The organism is Paenibacillus germinis, from assembly GCF_013141785.1.
Taxonomy (GTDB): domain Bacteria; phylum Bacillota; class Bacilli; order Paenibacillales; family NBRC-103111; genus Paenibacillus_E; species Paenibacillus_E phytorum.
Genome location: NZ_WHOC01000171.1, coordinates 1 through 17519 on the forward strand (window position 1 = coordinate 1; position 17519 = coordinate 17519).

Consider the following 17519-nt stretch of genomic DNA (forward strand, 5'->3'; position numbering starts at 1 on the left):
TGGAATAAAATGGTCCTTTTAGACTATCCTTTTTTTGTTATTTAAAGATATTATTGAATGATGATGATATGGAAAAACAAAGAGGAAAGTGAGGGATTTATATATTGACGAACATAATCCGGTTTATCGGCATAATGATACCGATATTGCTTAGCATTCTCGCTTGCAGAATGATCAGGTTCATCAAAACTGTATGCCAACAGCAAACTCTCGACATAGTGACCAGCAATCGGTCTATAGACCTGACTTGTTTCGTGAGAATATAGCTTTTCCCTTCGGTGAGAGGTTAGAATTCCAAAAATATTAGATATCGGAAGGTGGTGTGAAGCGTGCTAGAACAAATCTCAAATTATCTATTTATTGTGTCGCTAGGATTGTTGATTATAACCATTTTTCTTAAAGCAGGTATTGCAACGGGTCGTACCAAGCATAATGTTGACCACGTCTTGGGCAGTAGTGTTCAAGTTGAAGATGAAAACAAAAAAATGGACATGGAACAAAATCCAATAATGAATCTCATGAAATCCTACATGTTTTGGACTTCAATTATTGGTTTTTTAGCATCTGTTGTTTTAACGAAGATTTAAAAACGTCAAAAGTAGACGGTGATAAAAATGTCGTTTTGTTTATGCTGTTTTTTTGATTGGATTTTTAAATACCAAGTCATTTTGATTTCCAATATCCTTGGTAAAAATAAATGCTCCACTGGGTAACTCCGTGGAGCATTTTCCTTTATTTATTCCCAATCAACGTTAAGCTAACGGAAACGAGAGTTCAATAACAACATGAAAAGGCAGCCAACCCAGGTGGATTGGTTGCCTTTTCATGTTTAATTCAAGAATTTATCCTAAGATATGGATAATAATATCAAGGTGGGTGATCTTATGGACTTTCCCAATTTTATATACTTTTTAAATGAGTACCGCGATATGATGCAAATGCCTCTTACTGAAAATATAAAGTTGTACAATAAGACTGAAGCTCAATTTACAAAGTTAGAACTAAAAAAAGAAATACAAATGCTCGAGGAGAAATTATTACTCGATGATTGGAAGATGGATAGACTCCTTCCTACTTTATTACAAGATTCATCAGTCGCGTAGAAAACAAGTATATTCACGAATCTTAAGACGGGAGTGGGAACAACCAAAGGTAACTTTACCGGATCAAGGTACTTTTGAGATTGAGACGACATTTCTGGCTTTACTGAATCATTTTTCACCCTTGCAGAGAACGGTTTTTTTGCTGTGGGAAGTATTCAAGTTTACGATAGGGGAGACAGCCTAGCAGCTTGAAAAAGAGGAGTTTAAGCCGACGGTGATCGCTTCCCGATACTAATTCGGGGAGAGGTCGCCTTTTTTTGCGATAAAACCATAATATGCAATAGTAAATACAAACATCGTATCATTGTTGGCACTGTATGGACCTTTTATAATTAAGAAAGTAAATAAGAAGGTGGTGCCAATGAAAATACAGTCCTCAATTGCATCGGAGAAAAGAACATACAGAGCTAATAGCGCCTTGAAATTTATGTTCAGGCATCGGGCTTTGTATATCATGCTTGTGCCGGGCATGCTCTATCTCCTAGTTTTTAAGTATTTCCCTTTATTAGGCAGTGTGATCGCTTTTCAGGATTATAATATTTTCAAAGGTTTTTCAGCTAGCCCTTGGGTTGGGTTGAAGTGGTTTGAGCAATTTTTGACGTATCCGAATTTGAAACGTTTGCTAGTGAATACGTTAATGATCAGTCTGTATCAAATCATATTTACCTTTCCAGCACCAATAATTTTAGCTGTACTTCTAAATGAAGTGAAGAATGTAGTCTTTAAGCGTGTTGTGCAGACAATTGTATACCTGCCGCACTTCTTGTCCTGGACCATCGTATTCGGTTTCGTCTATATGTTGTTGTCTGTGCAAACCGGCTTTGTTAATCAAGCTATCCAGGCGCTGGGCGGAGATCCAATTAACTTCCTCCAGAAGGCTGAATATTTCCGAATGATTATTATTACAAGCGGAATTTGGAAGGAAATGGGCTGGAGTGCGATTATATTTCTGGCTGCCATAGCAGGTATTAATCCTTCGTTGTATGAAGCTGCGAAGATGGATGGAGCTGGCAGGCTTAAGCAGTTTGTATATGTGACACTTCCGGGTATGCTGCCTGCTATCATGATTTTATTGCTTTTAAAAATTGGCCATATTCTCGATTTAGGCTTTGAACAAATCTATTTATTCCTGAATCCATTGGTGCTAAGTACAGGTGATGTTTTAGATACTTATGCGTACCGAATCGGAATTCTAGGAGGAAAGTATAGCTTAACTACAGCCATTGGTTTGTTCAAATCAGTAATTGGATTTATGCTTCTGATTGTGGCGAACCGGGCGAGCAAGACGACTACTGGCGAAGGGCTATATTAAGGAGGCCGGCAGATGAAAATCAAAAGATCCTTTGTCGAAATCAGCTTTGACATCATCAATATACTATTGCTTACATTGGCATGTCTTCTTGTAATTACTCCGTTGCTCCACGTTCTCGCAGGCTCGCTTAGTACAACGAATGCGCTCATCCATTCCAAGGTTAGTTTGTGGCCAATCGGATTTAATTTGGACAACTATATATTGGTTTTTCAAAACGACACTTTTTGGAGATCGTTTGGCATTACGCTCTATGTCGTGATGATCGGCACGCTGCTGAATATGGCTCTCACGATCATAACGGCATATCCGTTGTCTAAAGACTACTTAAAAGGGCGTAAATTAGTAATGCTGATTGTCATTTTCACAATGATCTTTCAAGCTCCTATGATTCCTACTTACTTGTTGATCAAATCATTGGGAATGCTTAACAGCCTATGGTCATTAATAATTCCTGGAGCTCTAAGCGTGTTTAATATGATCTTGTGTATTACTTTTTTTCGATCTCTTCCGGAGGAAATGTTTGAAGCGGCCCGAGTGGACGGTTTATCGGAATATCGCATGGTTTGGCAAATCGCCCTGCCTTTGTCCATGCCGATTGTCGTAACCTTGATCTTATTTTATGCGGTAGCGCATTGGAATAATTATTATTCAGCCTTACTGTACATAACGGATGCGAATTTAAGACCTTTGCAGTTATATTTATACATGCTGCTATCTCAATACAATACGAATGACTCCCAATCTTTTATGAGTAATATTGTAAGATCGGATGTATCTCCACAAGGCTTGCAAATGGCTACGATTGTTGTGGCAACTATACCAGTTTTGCTGATTTACCCTTTTGTGCAAAAACATTTTATCAAAGGCTCCATGTTGGGCTCGCTGAAGGAATAGGTTACCCGCTAGTTGTCCAAGGCTACAGCCTGACATAGTCATGAACATGAACATTTTTAATTAAAAAAAGGGGGAACTTGAACATGATACAAGGAAAAAAATGGGTTAGCGTGACGACTGTAGCAGCACTTCTGATTACTGCTGGATGCTCCAGCAACAGCAATGGTAACAATGCAGGAGGCACAAGCACATCCGAGACCAAGGTGCCGCCAGCAGCGACAACTCAAGAAAAAAAGACGACGTCAACAATCAAGCTTTTTATCCCGGATTTAGCTAAGGCTGTACCTTCCGGTGACCTATCTCAAGATCCCACTGCCAAGTTCATGATGGAGAAATCCGGCGTGAATTTGAACATAAGCTTTCTGCCCAATGCGAACTACGTGGATCAATTAAAATTAAAGTTTGCTGCTAATGAGTTTCCGGATGTTTTTATGGGGTTTGGATTAACGCAAGTGGATGGTGCGCTTGATAATGGGCTGATCCTGCCGCTTAATGATTTAATCGAGAAACATGGGCCTAATTTAAAAAAGAATATACCTCAATTTGCCTGGGATGCAGTGACCATCAACGGACAAATTATGGGGATACCTGAGCCGAGCAATACACCTTCCTCAAGGTTATTATTCGTTCGCAAGGACTGGATGGATAAGGTCGGAATAAGCAAAGTGCCTGCCACCTCAATCGAATTGCTGGACATGTTCCGTAAATTCCGTGACGGGGATGCGAACGGTAACGGTAAGAAGGATGAGATTGCTTTTACCATGCGTGAGAAGTTCTCTTGGACAGGTGATTCGATCTGGGGAATGTGGGGGATATCACCCTATGAAGGCATTGAATACAATGGAGAGATCGTTCCTGGATTCGTACATCCGAACTTCAAGAAAGGCTTAGAGTTCATGCAAACTATGCATAAGGAGGGCTTGCTAGATTCGGAGTTCCTGGTTAATTCCTCGTCCATATGGAAGCAAAAGATTGCTTCGGGTCTGGCCGGATCATGGGGCTTTACCCCACAGGGCGGATATGAATATCAAAAAGTGGTCCAGGATGGACTGCCAGGAAAACCGGTAGATGTCATTACGATCCCGACACCTCGGGGAACTGGCTATGAGGGCCCAATTGGCTCGGTAAATTTCCCTGTTAATAAAACATATTTAGTTATGAAAAGCTCAAAAGATCCCGTTGCTGTTGTGAAATATTTTGATTGGTTGTTTAGTGAAGAAGGTCAAATATTCTCCGAGCTTGGTGTGAAAGGCATTAACTATGGAGAAGAGAACGGAGCCTACTTTTATAAAGAAGCGTCAGAGCAGGAGAAAAAGACAGAATGGAGAGCATTGTTCAAAATGCATGCTCACAATGACAAAGCATTTAATGCTAAGTATACAGGTATTCAACGTGATAAGATGCAGGCAGCAATCAATATTTCAAATAAAGAAGGATTAACCAGCTTGACAATGGGGATGCCGGCTGTAGGTCAAAATCTGATCAATCTTTATTATGAATTTCACGAGCCTGCAGCCAGAATTATCGTTGAAGGCGCACCAATTGAAGCGACTTGGGATAAATTTGTTAAAGATTGGCGCGCTAGGGGTGGTCAAGAGCTTATTAATGAAATGACGAAGTGGGTCAAAGAAAATAAGAAAAAATAAACTGATTACGACGATGCTGCATCGTTGATCTACGGTGTAGGAGGAAGAAAAGTGCTACCTGAAAATAATAAATAGAAGGGGATTATTCCTTCCTATTTATTGTCGGTTTAAGGTCAGTCGGATCCATGCTAATATGTAAGGAAGAACAGCAAGTCCTAGGAGACGAGCAGCCGTGTACATAATTAACCAAGTTCGTAACACGATGAAATGGAAGCTAATCACAATATTGTCCGCATTGATTGTTGGTGTTGTCAGTTCTATTGGGCTCGTCAGCTACATGAAGACCTCAGCTATGGTCAAGCACGATGTACAGCGATTAAGCAACCAGGTGCTCAAACAGGCAAGCTTGAATCTCGAAAGGTATTTTTTAAGCTACTCACAAGGATTTCTTCTCATTTCTGTCGCTCCCGATCTGGAGAAATGGCTTCAGCTTGATAAGAGTCAGGGTTTAGATTCGTATTTGTTATTCCAAAGTATTATGGAGGCATATGGTCAGCCCTTCTTTTTTCAGCATCCCGAGATTTTATCGATCACTCTGTATAATGAAAATGGGAACGAAATCAATCGCACAGTTAAATACGGCTTTAACAAAGATTATAAATTCTATGTTTCTGACTTGGAGACATTCAGGGAGGCTGATAATTTTACCTTCGATGTTGGATTTAGCAATAACTATGTAGATACGAATGGGAAAATGATGGCTATTCCGGTTATTACGATGGTAAAAAAGCTTCGTTATGGGAAAAACACCGGTTTTTTAAAAATTGATATCGACCTGGAGCCTGCCTTGAAAATTATAAATGAGCTGGAGTTTGGAGACAGCGGGTACGGGCTCATCAGTGATAACGAAGGTCGAATTCTTTTGCACCCTGATCAAATGATGATCGGTGAGCGGCTTCCAAGGGACATCCTGAATCAAATGAATAATAAGAAGGATGGCGCGTTTTTTCGTGAAGATTCGGGTGAGTTCGTGCTCTTTGATTCTGTTCAACCTACTAATTGGAAAACCATTGTCGTTGTCCCTTATCATGAATTTGCCCGCAGCATCTTCTTAATTCGAGAGATCACCATTGTGATCGCAGTGGTTGCTTTACTTGTATCCATTCTGTTCGCTGTTGGAATTTCGTCCTCTTTCACTAAACGAATTGCGAAGCTGCGTAAAATGATCAAGACTACAGTCCGAGGAGAATTCGAGACAAGAGTGGAGATTGAGGGGACGGATGAAATCGCTGAGCTAGGGGTAGCTTACAATTCGATGCTAAGGGATTTGCAGAGTACCGTACATGCATTGGCGGAATCGAAGTTGATTCAGCAAAGAGCTATATTATCAGCGCTGCAGTCGCAGATCGATTCCCACTTTTTATATAATACTCTGGAATCCATTAATTCTCTTGCTAACCTGGCGGGCCACACTGATATTGAGGAAACGACCATCGCTTTATCGAAGATGCTTCGATATACGTCTGATTATAAAAGCACGGTTGTACCTATGAAAGATGAAATTCAGCATTTAAATAATTATTTGAATATTATGAAAATTCGTTTGGGTGATGATTTTGAATTCGAGATCTCCTTCCATCCACGATGCGAAAATGCCTATGGTTTGAAGGCAGTTATGCAGCCAATTGTGGAGAATAGCATGAAACACGGGGATGTTCTGGATGTTCCATTGCGAATTAAGATCGTTATTGATCTATTCCTTACCCAAGGCATCGAGTATATGAAGGTAAAAATTATCGATAACGGCAAAGGATTTGCGGAGGATAAGATGCAGTGGATCAACAGTCAAATTAAACGAATCAACCTTTCCCCGTTACACCACGAGTATTCAAATGTCGGCTTACTGAATACTCACTTCCGATTGAAGATGTATTATCAGGATGACTCTAATGCAGGGATAACATTAAGCAATAGAATAGACAGCACGGGTGCAGTAGTCGAAGTTCTATTTCCGCTGCAATGGCATGCCAAGGATGAGGTGATCACCCATGTATTATAGTTCAATTATTGTCGATGATGAACATTTAATCCGTTCAAGCTTGTCTAACAAGCTTCGCAACTGTGATAACGTCATTGCTGCAGGAAATGCTGCCAACGGTATCAAATGTTTGGAATGGCTTGAACAATATTATGCGGATATTTGCATTACAGATGTCCGTATGCCTCATATGGACGGTCTGGAGCTCATTCAACGAATCAATCAAAAATATCCTTGGATGACCTGTATCGTCGTTTCCAGCTATGATGATTTCTCCTATGTAAGAAAGAGCATGCAGTTAAACGTTGTTGATTATATCATGAAGCCAGTGGAGCAAAGTGTGCTGCGAGAGGTGGTTGAGATTGCGGTAGACAGGTTAAAGCGAAGCAGGAAGGATAAAGCCGCTTCATTATTAATCAAAAAAATATCGCATCATACCGACATGCTCGAGCGTTGGGTTACGAACCTTCAGACCATGCAATTGGAGAAAATGTATATGCTGGTAGTCGAAACCCTGGAAATGCTGGAGCAATGGGTTGAAGATCAATATTACTTGTTGAATGAGCTTTCCGTTGTATGGCTAGAGCTTGTCCTTGAGGAAATCAAAAAAGATAAGATTGAATTAGGGCTGGAAGGGTTTTCGGAATGCGGTTTGGAGCACCATGCGATTCCCTGGGAGCAAGTCCGGTTTATATATCGACTCATTACGGTTGGGCAATTGGAGGAAGGAGCGGATCAGATTTTCCGTGTAATTAAGGGTATGCGGAATCAACCCTCATCCCGAACCATCGAGCAGGTCAAGGTTTATTTGCAGAAGCATTTTGCTAAAAAGATCAATTTACAGGAGGTTGCCGACGAAGTAGCGATGAGCAGAACCTATCTGGCTAATTTGTTTAAACAGGAAACAGGGATTACGATCTGGGGCTATCTCATATCGATCCGTATGCAGCGAGCCCGAGATCTTCTGCTGAACAGCTCATTAAAAAGCTATGAAATTGCTTTGAACGTGGGGTATGAAAACAGTATTCATTTCTCCAAGCTCTTTAAGGAGCATTATGGATTAACTCCGATGGAGTTCAAAAAACGTATGCACGGATGATACTGTGAATTATTTAAGATTACATGAGCAATGAAAAGGCAAACCTTCTTGTCACAGGGATGGTTTGCTTTTTTTTGTATAAAAAATGTATGTATTTATGAATCTGTCCAGCTAGAAAAAACTTCATAATATACCTTTGTAAATCGAACAATTACCTCATTGTTGCCTGAACGTTAGTACTATAATATTCACAATTAAGAGATTAAAAAAACCTAAGAAGGAGAGTGATGCATCATTCGATCTCATACAAGCAACCGATCAAAACCATAAATTAGCCAGAAGTTGAGAAGGGAGTTATTAATCTGTTAAAAAAAATGCTGTCTGCAATGTGCTGCATCATCCTGAGTGTATTGTTAGTACCTGTTACTTACGCCAATTCTGCAACAGCAACTCTTTCCAGCTCTGTGACCACCCTTAAGGTGGGGGAAAGCATGACGGTTCAAGTGTCTCTGCAGGACGTTGCTGATGTATACGGAATCCAGTTTGAGTTGGCATTCGACTCGAATATGCTGAAGCTGATTTCGAAAAAGGTTTCTGCGGGTTATAGCGACTTTCGGGATAAAGACACCTCTGATTCTGATGCGCCTATGCCGACCCTTTATCCTATGACGAGAGTAAATATGGGGGATAAGGGCTTTAAGCGCCATCTTCATCTAGCCGAATTTACACTTGAAGCGCAAGAGGAAGGTAGTACCACCATCGGATTAAGTCAATTGAAGGCTGTTTCGACTGAAACCTTCGTGAATGATTCTGGTAGAAACGATCTTCGAGTAATTCCTATGGAATCAGGGGCTCCGATTCAAATCACACTTGTAAGCAACGGAAATCCATCTGGAGGAAGTGGGAATCCAGTAGGGGAGCAAGGTTCCTCTGCACTCAAACCAGAGTCCTCATCTCTGGAGGCTCTGAAAGAAATTCTTAATCAATTAGATGCTCTCAAAGCAGCAAAGCAACTGACAAGCTGGATAGAAGCACTTGAGACCCAATTAACATCCTCACAAATGGAGGAAATCAAACAAATGGTTACTCATAGTATGAACCGCTTTCTGGATATCCCTGTTCATACAACGGTAAAAAATCAACAGACTCTCTTAACAATCGATACAGATACTTTAAAAAGCTCCATTCAATCGGTATTATTGCTTCAATCAGCAGCAAGCAAGAAGGATCTGCATATTGAGGTTCAGACTTTTATACAGATGACATTAAAGGATTCAGATCAGCATCCCTTTCTGCTGACCGCAGAAGCTTTGCAAGTATTGGCAGACGCTAAACTTGATGTCAAGCTGAAGTCCTCCGGTGCAGTACTGCTCTTTCCTTTAAAGACGCTTCATAAGGACAAGAGCTCTGACATTTTGACTACAATCATACGCAAGGATGCCGAGGATAAGACACAGAATTCGGCTACATATCGCCCAGCCGTAGTCTACGAGTTAAAGGTGGAGAGGATCGGGACCGATGGGAAGGAGGTTATTTCTACTTTTGAGGAAAAGGTGGTCTTAACGATTGCCTATGAAACGAAAGGCTTGAATAAGGAAAAGCTCGGTATGTATTACTTAAACGAAGAGAAGGGCGAATGGGAGTTCCTCAGAGATGGGAGGCATGATTCACTTCAGAACACCTTCACAATGGATGTCTTGCATTTTAGTCAATATGCCGTGATCGAGTTCTCGAAGGACTATGCGGACTTATCTGATACATATGCAGAAGCTGCACATGCAATCGATGTCTTGTCTGCAAGACATGTGGTGCAGGGGATGGGCGACATCCATTATGTCCCATCCAAGTCGATGACACGTGCAGAGTTCACAACTATGCTGGCTAAAGTATTCCGGTGGAAGGAAGCTGCGCATACCAATGTGTTTACGGATGTTCCTAAGGGCGGGTGGTACACTGGTTATGTGGAAGCAGCACTGAAGGCTGGTGTCGTGCAGGGAGATGGAGAGAAATTCGCTCCTGACGAGCAAATCACACGCGAGCAAATGTTAACCATGCTAATGCGCGCCTATGCAAAGGTAGAAGCACTTCCAGAAGCTTCAAGTGAGACATTTGCCGATGACCTTCAAATAAGCGATTGGGCAAAGTCGTCCATTTATCAAGCGAAAACGCTTGGATTTATTAGCGGCGTAGGGAATAATCTCGTTGCCCCTGTTCAGGACACAACTCGTGCAGACATGGCCGTGTTGATGTTCAACTTATTGAAAAGGTTGGAACCGTAACGAAAAAAGGGAAGGGAGATTTACGATGATACCTGCAAAGTCAAAGAAATTATATGCACTAGTGCTTACATTAACTGTTTTGTTTTCTGGATGTTTCTTGCCCAAAGCGGAAGCCGCAATTGGCACGAAGTTCGGTAACCCCGTCGACTTAGGACCCAAGATACAATCCGTTTCCTCAGTTGCTATCTATGATAGTGTTGTTGGCATTGAAGACGGGAATAATGTGATGTATACAACATTGGCCGGTGAGCCTGCACAGTTCAATGTCATCAATCTGGATCATTACGAAGTAGTTCGAACGCTTCCGCTGCCTGATGGAAAGGACTCGTGGTCGATGGTTGTAGCGCCTAACGGTTTCGTATACATTTCATCGAGTGGGGGACGCTTGTACCGATATTCAACAACAACCAAAGAAATCGAAGCACTGGGCATTATTAAGGCCGGAGAGACGGCGATTTATGGGTTGACAACTGACGAGGCTGGTCGTATCTATGGTGGAACCTATCCCAATGCCATCGTGTGGAAATTTGACCCGGATACGAAGCAGTTCAGCGATTATGGCCGTATGTCGAATACGAACAGTTATGTTCGTTCGTTGGCCTACCATAATGGCTCTATCTATGCAGGAATAGGAACGTCTGGCGCTCTGATGAAGCTGAATCCGGCCACAGGAGAGAAGACATCAATTGCATTACCAACTGTAACGGGTGTCACGTACAATAATTATCCGTTCATCTATCAATTAGACGTAGTTGACCATTATTTATTTGCTCATTTAAGCGGTGGCGGGATCAGCACGTTAATCGCTTACGATATGGAGCTTGACCAATGGAGAATGGAGCAGTTCCCTAATTTCCATGGCAATCGAATATCGCGTCCAATGAACGGAAAGGCCTATTTCAAGATGAACGCAGCGGGTGCTAACAAGCTGGTTGAGTTAGATCTAGCCACATTTACTACAAGAATAACTTCTATGGCGCAAAGCTTTTCCATGAAGGGCGGCGGATGGGTGAACTTCGCCAATAACGCAGAGCTTCCCGGTCCCACGCTTGTAAATACGTTATTTAATGGTGCAATAGGCTTGTTTAATATTCAGAACGAAACTTATATCGAGAGGCCCGCCATCGTTGCGGGGCAGCCGATTCCGATTCACGCATTGGAGAAGGGGCCAGACGCAAAGCTGTATATGAGTGGCTACCCAGGCGGTTCTGCAGCCATTTATGACCCAGTCTCCAAGGAAAATAAAGTATTTACCATGGGGCAAGCTGAAAGCATAGGGCATATTGGCGAGAAAATCCTGTTCAATACTTATCCGCATGCCCAGATTTATCAATTGGACAGCACCCAAGCAGTTGGCAGTGGAAATCCGGTTAAGTTGTTCACAATCGGGGAGGAACAGGACCGTCCTTACGTCAATATCACGGTAGGCAGCAAGATGTTTATGGGCACGATCCCGGATTACGGTAAGCTGGGAGGGGCGCTAGTTGAATATGATTCCGAATCGACTGCTGAAATCAAGCATAAGGTATACCGCAATGTCGTTCAAGATCAAAGCATCGTCGGTTTGGCACATAAAGATGGGAAGATTTACGGTTCCACGACGGTTCTTGGCGGTCTGGATAGCAAGGCTACAGCAACAGCAGCCAAAATGTTTATCTGGGATACGGCTGCAAACCAAAAAATCAAGGAGTTCGCACCTGTTCTGCCTGGCGCTGCAAAAGCTCCGATCATGATCAGCGGACTTACTTTTGGATCGGATGGTTTATTGTGGGCAGCGGCCGACGGCACTATATTTGCAGTGAATCCAGAAACGCAAGCTGTAGTCAAGAGCAAAGAAATTTACCCCGGTGTGACCGGCTACGGGATGTGGCGTCCGATCCATCTGCGGTGGGGAACGGATGGACTGCTCTATACAGACCTCAACGGTAAGCTGACAGTTGTTAATCCGATCACGATGGAACACCAATCGTTGGGTATCAATACCCAATTATTCACGCTAGGTGATGACGGGCATATTTACTACCCCGAATCTACTCGTCTGAAAATGATTCCAGTTACCCCGGGAGATAATAGCGGTCCAAGCCAACCGCCGTTGCCTATATTAAACGTAAATAATGGAAGTTTTGAGAAGGAGCTCGTGAATGGGACGGTTCCGGGCTGGAGTCAGCTTTCGCAGCCATCAGTCAACACCTCGTTTTCAATCAGCAGTGAGCAAGCTTTTAGCGGAACGAAGAGCTTGAAGGTAACTGATACCTCTACAACTGAGGCTATCTTGATTGGAACCGATCCAATTGCTGTGTTGCCTAATGAGTCATACACGGTGAGCGCTAAGCTGTATATCGATACGGGACGCACCAGCTTTTTATTCCGCTTCTTTGACGCTGAGGGTAAACAAACTGGATCTGATATGGTTTCACATGTCGCTACAGGCTTGAAGACCTGGCAAGATGTCAATCTTACAGGGACGGCGCCAGCTAATGCGAAGACAGCAAGAGTATACGCATCCGTTTCTTTGCTATATATGACAGCTGCGTATTACGATGATTTTAATATCGTTGGAAAATTTCCAACGACGGTACTTCCTGCAGGAACATTCAAGCTGAATGTCCCATCGGTGAGAACCGAAAAGGGGAGTTTACTTCCAGTACAGGTACAAGTCGAGAATGCTGATCAGTTGTATGCGGTTACATCGACAGTATATTATGATCCTGCTAAATTTACAGTTGATCAAATAAGGGTCGGAGATTCATTTAAGAATGGCAAGGAAGTCTTCTTTCAATACGATACACAAACACCAGGACAGGTGAAATTCATAATCTCCCATCTAGGTGATAACGTAGTTGACGGTAAAGTAGACGTTACCTCCATTGTCTTTAAGGCTATAGGAGAAGGAAACACGGAGGTTGTCCTATCCAAATTCTCCAATCTGGCGAAGGTGGATGCCGATCTAACCGGCAAGATGGATTCCCCTGTCAATGATCTTAAAGTGTCGATACAAATTGTGAAGGATTTATCCGATGTCAACGAAGATGGATTGATCAATATCATTGATTTGATCATTATAGCAAAGGCAGTGGGCGGTACATATAACGCCAAATATGACTTGAATAATGATAATAAGGTTGATATTCAAGATCTGGCTGTTCTGTCTCTGCGTTTGTTAGATTAAAGATTCATCATTGGGCCGCATAGGCGGATCTGGTTTTCTACGATAAAGGAGGAAAAACTTTGAGACGATTCTTAGGAACCAAGAAACTCATTGCTAGGATAGCTGCAATAATGTGTATATTGTCACTCGTTGTACATTTGACTTCGACTTCGAATGTGTCAGCAGCATCATGGAATGGTAAAAGCTTTGGGAACCCGGTTGATTTAGGTGTCCCTACTTATAATATTTCAATTAATGATGCGGTGTTCGGAAAAGAAGACGGCAGGGAGGTGCTTTACACCACGGTATCCTCCAGTAATGCTGTTTTTAATATTGTTGATGTACGTGATAATAGATTGGTACGTTCCTTTAATCTCACAGGAGTAGCGCAATCGTGGAGACACGCCATCGCACCGGACGGTACGGTATATATTGCTGGAATAACACTAAGTAATCATGGAGAGCTGTGGAGCTATTCTCCAGTTACCAAAACGGTGCAGAATTTAGGTGAACCGATTCCTGGCGAAAAGTCGCTGTGGTCGATGACCACAGATGATTTAGGTAATGTATACGGGGGGACGTTTCAAAGCGGAAAGGTATTTAAATATGATCCTGTAGCAAAAACGTTCAAGGATTACGGCAGCATGGTTACAGGACAAGAGTATGTTCGTTCTATGGCCTACTATAAAGGATTCATCTATGCGGGGATCGGCTCCGTAGGTCAGGTGGTAAAGCTGAATGTAACTACTGGTGAAAAGACGGTTATTTCTCAGAATGTTCCTGGTCTATTAGGTGTAACGCCTGACAAAGTACCTTTTGCTTATGATATGACTGTTGTTGACGGGACCTTATTGGTCAGATTTTCCTATGATACAAAAAATGATCTTCTCTTTTTCGATTTAGAAAATCAAGTATGGTTAAATAAAAAAATCGGCAGTACGATTAGCGGAGAAACCGGCATCGGTGTATTCGGCTTTAATCAGTTAACCGCTGTTGACGGTAAGTTATACATTATTGGCAATCGTAAGCTGGTTGAGCTGGATATGACAACTTTCGAAGCCAAAACTACGCCAATCAGCTTTGGGTCATCCTTAAGAGGGGCAGAATGGATTGAATTCACAGACGATCCTAATTATCCAGGCAAATCGCTTGTTACCTTAACAAGCAACGGAAAGCTCATCATTATGAACGTGAAGGATGGCCTGCGTAAAGATTTACCAGCCGTGGTGAAAGGTGCACCTAATCCGCTTCACAATTTGGAACAAGGGCCAGATGGAAAGCTTTATATGAGCGGATATCCCGGAGGATTAGGAGCGCAATATGATCCCAAGACTGGAAAAAATGTGAATTTTACTTTAGGGCAGTCTGAAGGTATGGTTGGTTTAGGTGATTATATGTATTACGGAGTTTATCCTGGAGCCAACATATATAGGAGTGCAATCGGAACTGCCGTTCCAACGGTCGAGCCGGTCTTCCAGATAGGCTCAGATCAAGACCGGCCATATATCATGATTGCAGCAGATAATAAGCTGTTCATAGGTACGATTCCGGGATATGGGAAGCTCGGCGGAGCTTTGACGATATATGACCCGGTAACCGGAGGGAAAAAGGTATATTCAGATATCGTTCATAACCAAAGCATAACTGGTTTGGCTTATCGCAATGGTATCATTTACGGCTCTACGAATGTATACGGCGGCTTGGGTGTTGTGAAAACCGAAACCAAAGCCAAAATGTTCATTTGGGATGTCGCACAGGAAAAAAAACTTGCTGAATTTACCCTTGATCTGCCGGAATTGGATCAACCTCCGATGATCACAGGCTTGACCTTCGGTCCGGATGGCTTGTTATGGGGCAATGTGGACGGCATCGTATTTAAGATGAATCCAGATACGTATCAAATTGTAGGCTACAAAGATATTTATCCCAATGTGAATAATTACGGATTTTGGCGTCCTTATCACCCGCATTGGGGAAAAGATGGCTTATTGTACGTGGATTTAGCTGACATCATCACAGTAATCGATCCGAAAACTATGGATTTCGTTCAGCTAAGTCCTACTGGTAAAGAAATCAGCTTTTTTACTATTGCTGAGGATGTGAATGGCAATGAAAATATCTATTATACGGACGCCGCAAATTTAATGATGATTCCTATAGGGGAAACACTTGTGCATCACATCCCAGTCCGTAACGGGGGCTTTGAAGAGACTGTCCAGAACGGCAGTATCCCCGGATGGACGAATCCTTATCTGAAGGGCGGATTCCCGATGGTTGTAACCAATGAGTTCAAACATTCTGGATCTCACAGCCTGAAAGTAGTGGACAATTCCAGAGGCGTATCTGGTGGTCTTCTTTCAGATCGCATAGCTGCAAAACCAGGGGAAACATATACAACGTCAATGAGCGTTTATATCAATAGCGGTCAACCCGCTGATGCTGCCCTACTGCTTTATTTCTATGATAAAGACGATAAACAGCTGGATTATAAGTTCAGTCCTTTTTCGGATAAAACGCCGAATCGCTGGAGTCAGGTTGAAGTTACAGGAACGGCACCGGAAGGAACCACTCATTTGGCAATTATGGCTTACAGCTCCAAATGGAGTCTGATTGACGCTTACTATGATGATATTACCTTATCGATCATCATAACGGATGACACACCTCCGGTTACCGTCGCCGCATTGGAAGGGACGAAGCAGAACGGTTGGTACGTCTCCGATGTCAAAGTAAATCTGAACGCTACGGACGACAAGTCCGGCGTGACGAAGACCGTCTACAGTTTGGATGGCGGAAACGCTTGGCTGACCTATCAGAACGCGCTTGTCTTCAACGAAGATGGCGTTCACACGGTTTCGTTCCGATCGACCGACATGATGGGAAATGAAGAACAGCTGCAAACAACTACCTTCTCGATCGATCAAACCGCGCCGGCTGTTCAAATCAGCGGAGGGGGAACCTATACCGTCGATCAGACGGTAACGGTCACCTGCACCGCTACGGACGCCGTATCCGGCGTTGTTTACAGCTCCTGCTCGGCTCCTTTGCTGAGCAGCCCGGCCTATCTGTTGAACGTGGGAGACAATGTCGTTTCGGCAAACGCGACCGATGCTGCCGGCAATTCCGGAACGGCGGCAACTACTGTTACCGTCAAGGTGACAGTGGATAGCCTGATCCGACTTATCGAAGCTTGGGTCACCGGTAATGGCAGCCAAGGTATAGTTAACTCGCTTGGAACTAAGCTCCGGCATGGGCAGTTTGATGCCTTCATCAACGAAGTTCATGCGCAGAAAGGCAAGGAAATTCCCGAAGAAGCTGCGAATTACTTGTTGAAGTTTGTGAATGATTTGAAATCATAACAAGATTTCCTGAACACTTGCTCCCTAATGGGAGCAAGTGTTTTTACAAAATACGAAAGCCAGGCGGTCCATTATGTCGAAGATCGATATTCAGCAATTTGCCCAGTTACATATGTAATCGCTTTTGTACATTGATGTGGTACAGAACTTGATTCTTTCGGGACCGTTTAAGCGTATAGAAAAATGGTTGATTTTACATTTATTTAATATGTGATAAATACAGTAAGAAAAGCCTTATTAAAATAGTTCAGTTACTAAAGAATGATGTTGAGTTTTGAACTTACAAAATAACGTTTGATCAATAAGAAACCAAGACGAGGCTGCTGGCATTTATCGGCAGCCTCGTTGAAATAAAGGGCAGGTTAGTGGAGTATTAGCTCAAAAAAATGGTAGTATTTAGTGTGAACACTGATTTGCAGAGAGGAGGAATACGAGTTGGAATATAATCATTTATTGGAACTGAAAGATGTATTTTTCTTAGGTCTTACAGAGCCTGAAGTAAACGTATTGAGGTTATATTTTAGCAGAAGCAAAGTTAGTGATACACCTGAACCACTCATTGTCGGGGAGAAAGACTTTGGCGACTCTTATTCGATAAACATTGATAAAAACTCTCCTATAATACAAATTGATTTTCACAGGGACTATTTTAATGTCGCTGGACAACATTAGATGTAAGAGGACAAGAACATATATCTATAGAGATCCGCGCGCAGCGCGGATTTATTATTTTATGGATGTAAGTTCTTGTCTTTTTCGCA

At 42.5% G+C, this 17519-nt stretch carries 11 protein-coding genes; all 11 read left to right on the forward strand.

Annotated features, from left to right (window positions below; translation table 11 throughout):
* Positions 1-329 precede the first annotated feature (329 nt).
* The 11 genes from GC102_RS33410 to GC102_RS33460 all read left to right on the forward strand — a co-directional run bounded on the left by GC102_RS33410 (position 330) and on the right by GC102_RS33460 (position 17430).
* The gene (locus GC102_RS33410; protein WP_171693326.1) at positions 330-587 is read left to right on the forward strand and encodes a hypothetical protein; all 258 of its coding nucleotides are present in this window, start codon (positions 330-332) and stop codon (positions 585-587) included.
* Positions 588-1044: 457 nt separating this feature from the next.
* Positions 1045-1287: a hypothetical protein gene (locus GC102_RS33415; RefSeq protein WP_171693327.1), complete on the forward strand. Its 243-nt coding sequence runs from the start codon at positions 1045-1047 to the stop codon at positions 1285-1287.
* Positions 1288-1464: 177 nt separating this feature from the next.
* Entirely contained in the window at positions 1465-2415 is a 951-nt protein-coding gene (locus GC102_RS33420; RefSeq protein WP_246321264.1) for an ABC transporter permease, read from the forward strand.
* 12 nt (positions 2416-2427) lie between these two features.
* Positions 2428-3309 (forward strand): carbohydrate ABC transporter permease, encoded by an 882-nt coding sequence (locus GC102_RS33425; protein WP_171693328.1) that lies wholly within the window; start codon positions 2428-2430, stop codon positions 3307-3309.
* Positions 3310-3392: 83 nt separating this feature from the next.
* Complete coding sequence (locus tag GC102_RS33430; protein ID WP_171693329.1) at positions 3393-4955, forward strand: extracellular solute-binding protein; 1563 nt, start codon at positions 3393-3395, stop codon at positions 4953-4955.
* Positions 4956-5127: 172 nt separating this feature from the next.
* Positions 5128-6954, forward strand: a complete 1827-nt coding sequence (locus tag GC102_RS33435) for a sensor histidine kinase (protein ID WP_171693330.1) — start codon at positions 5128-5130, stop codon at positions 6952-6954.
* Positions 6944-8032 carry a response regulator transcription factor gene (locus tag GC102_RS33440; RefSeq protein WP_171693331.1) on the forward strand — a complete coding sequence of 363 codons (1089 nt, stop codon included), beginning with the start codon at positions 6944-6946 and terminating at the stop codon, positions 8030-8032. The genes GC102_RS33435 and GC102_RS33440 overlap by 11 nt, the downstream gene beginning before the upstream one ends.
* 326 nt (positions 8033-8358) lie before the next feature.
* Positions 8359-10251, forward strand: a complete 1893-nt coding sequence (locus tag GC102_RS33445) for an S-layer homology domain-containing protein (protein ID WP_281367737.1) — start codon at positions 8359-8361, stop codon at positions 10249-10251.
* A 25-nt stretch (positions 10252-10276) separates the two neighbouring features.
* Positions 10277-13420: a cohesin domain-containing protein gene (locus tag GC102_RS33450; protein WP_171693333.1), complete on the forward strand. Its 3144-nt coding sequence runs from the start codon at positions 10277-10279 to the stop codon at positions 13418-13420.
* A 59-nt stretch (positions 13421-13479) separates the two neighbouring features.
* The gene (locus tag GC102_RS33455) at positions 13480-16758 is read left to right on the forward strand and encodes an OmpL47-type beta-barrel domain-containing protein (protein ID WP_171693334.1); all 3279 of its coding nucleotides are present in this window, start codon (positions 13480-13482) and stop codon (positions 16756-16758) included.
* Positions 16759-17193: 435 nt separating this feature from the next.
* The gene (locus GC102_RS33460) at positions 17194-17430 is read left to right on the forward strand and encodes a hypothetical protein (RefSeq protein ID WP_171693335.1); all 237 of its coding nucleotides are present in this window, start codon (positions 17194-17196) and stop codon (positions 17428-17430) included.
* Positions 17431-17519 lie beyond the last annotated feature (89 nt).

Excerpts from the sequence above, each read along its gene's own strand:
- GC102_RS33415 (WP_171693327.1), top strand. The coding sequence starts at position 1,045 with ATGATTGGAAGATGGATAGACTCCTTCCTACTTTATTACAAGATTCAT.
- GC102_RS33420 (WP_246321264.1), top strand. The coding sequence starts at position 1,465 with ATGAAAATACAGTCCTCAATTGCATCGGAGAAAAGAACATACAGAGCT.
- GC102_RS33425 (WP_171693328.1), top strand. The coding sequence starts at position 2,428 with ATGAAAATCAAAAGATCCTTTGTCGAAATCAGCTTTGACATCATCAAT.
- GC102_RS33430 (WP_171693329.1), top strand. The coding sequence starts at position 3,393 with ATGATACAAGGAAAAAAATGGGTTAGCGTGACGACTGTAGCAGCACTT.
- GC102_RS33440 (WP_171693331.1), top strand. The coding sequence starts at position 6,944 with ATGTATTATAGTTCAATTATTGTCGATGATGAACATTTAATCCGTTCA.
- GC102_RS33445 (WP_281367737.1), top strand. The coding sequence starts at position 8,359 with ATGTGCTGCATCATCCTGAGTGTATTGTTAGTACCTGTTACTTACGCC.
- GC102_RS33450 (WP_171693333.1), top strand. The coding sequence starts at position 10,277 with ATGATACCTGCAAAGTCAAAGAAATTATATGCACTAGTGCTTACATTA.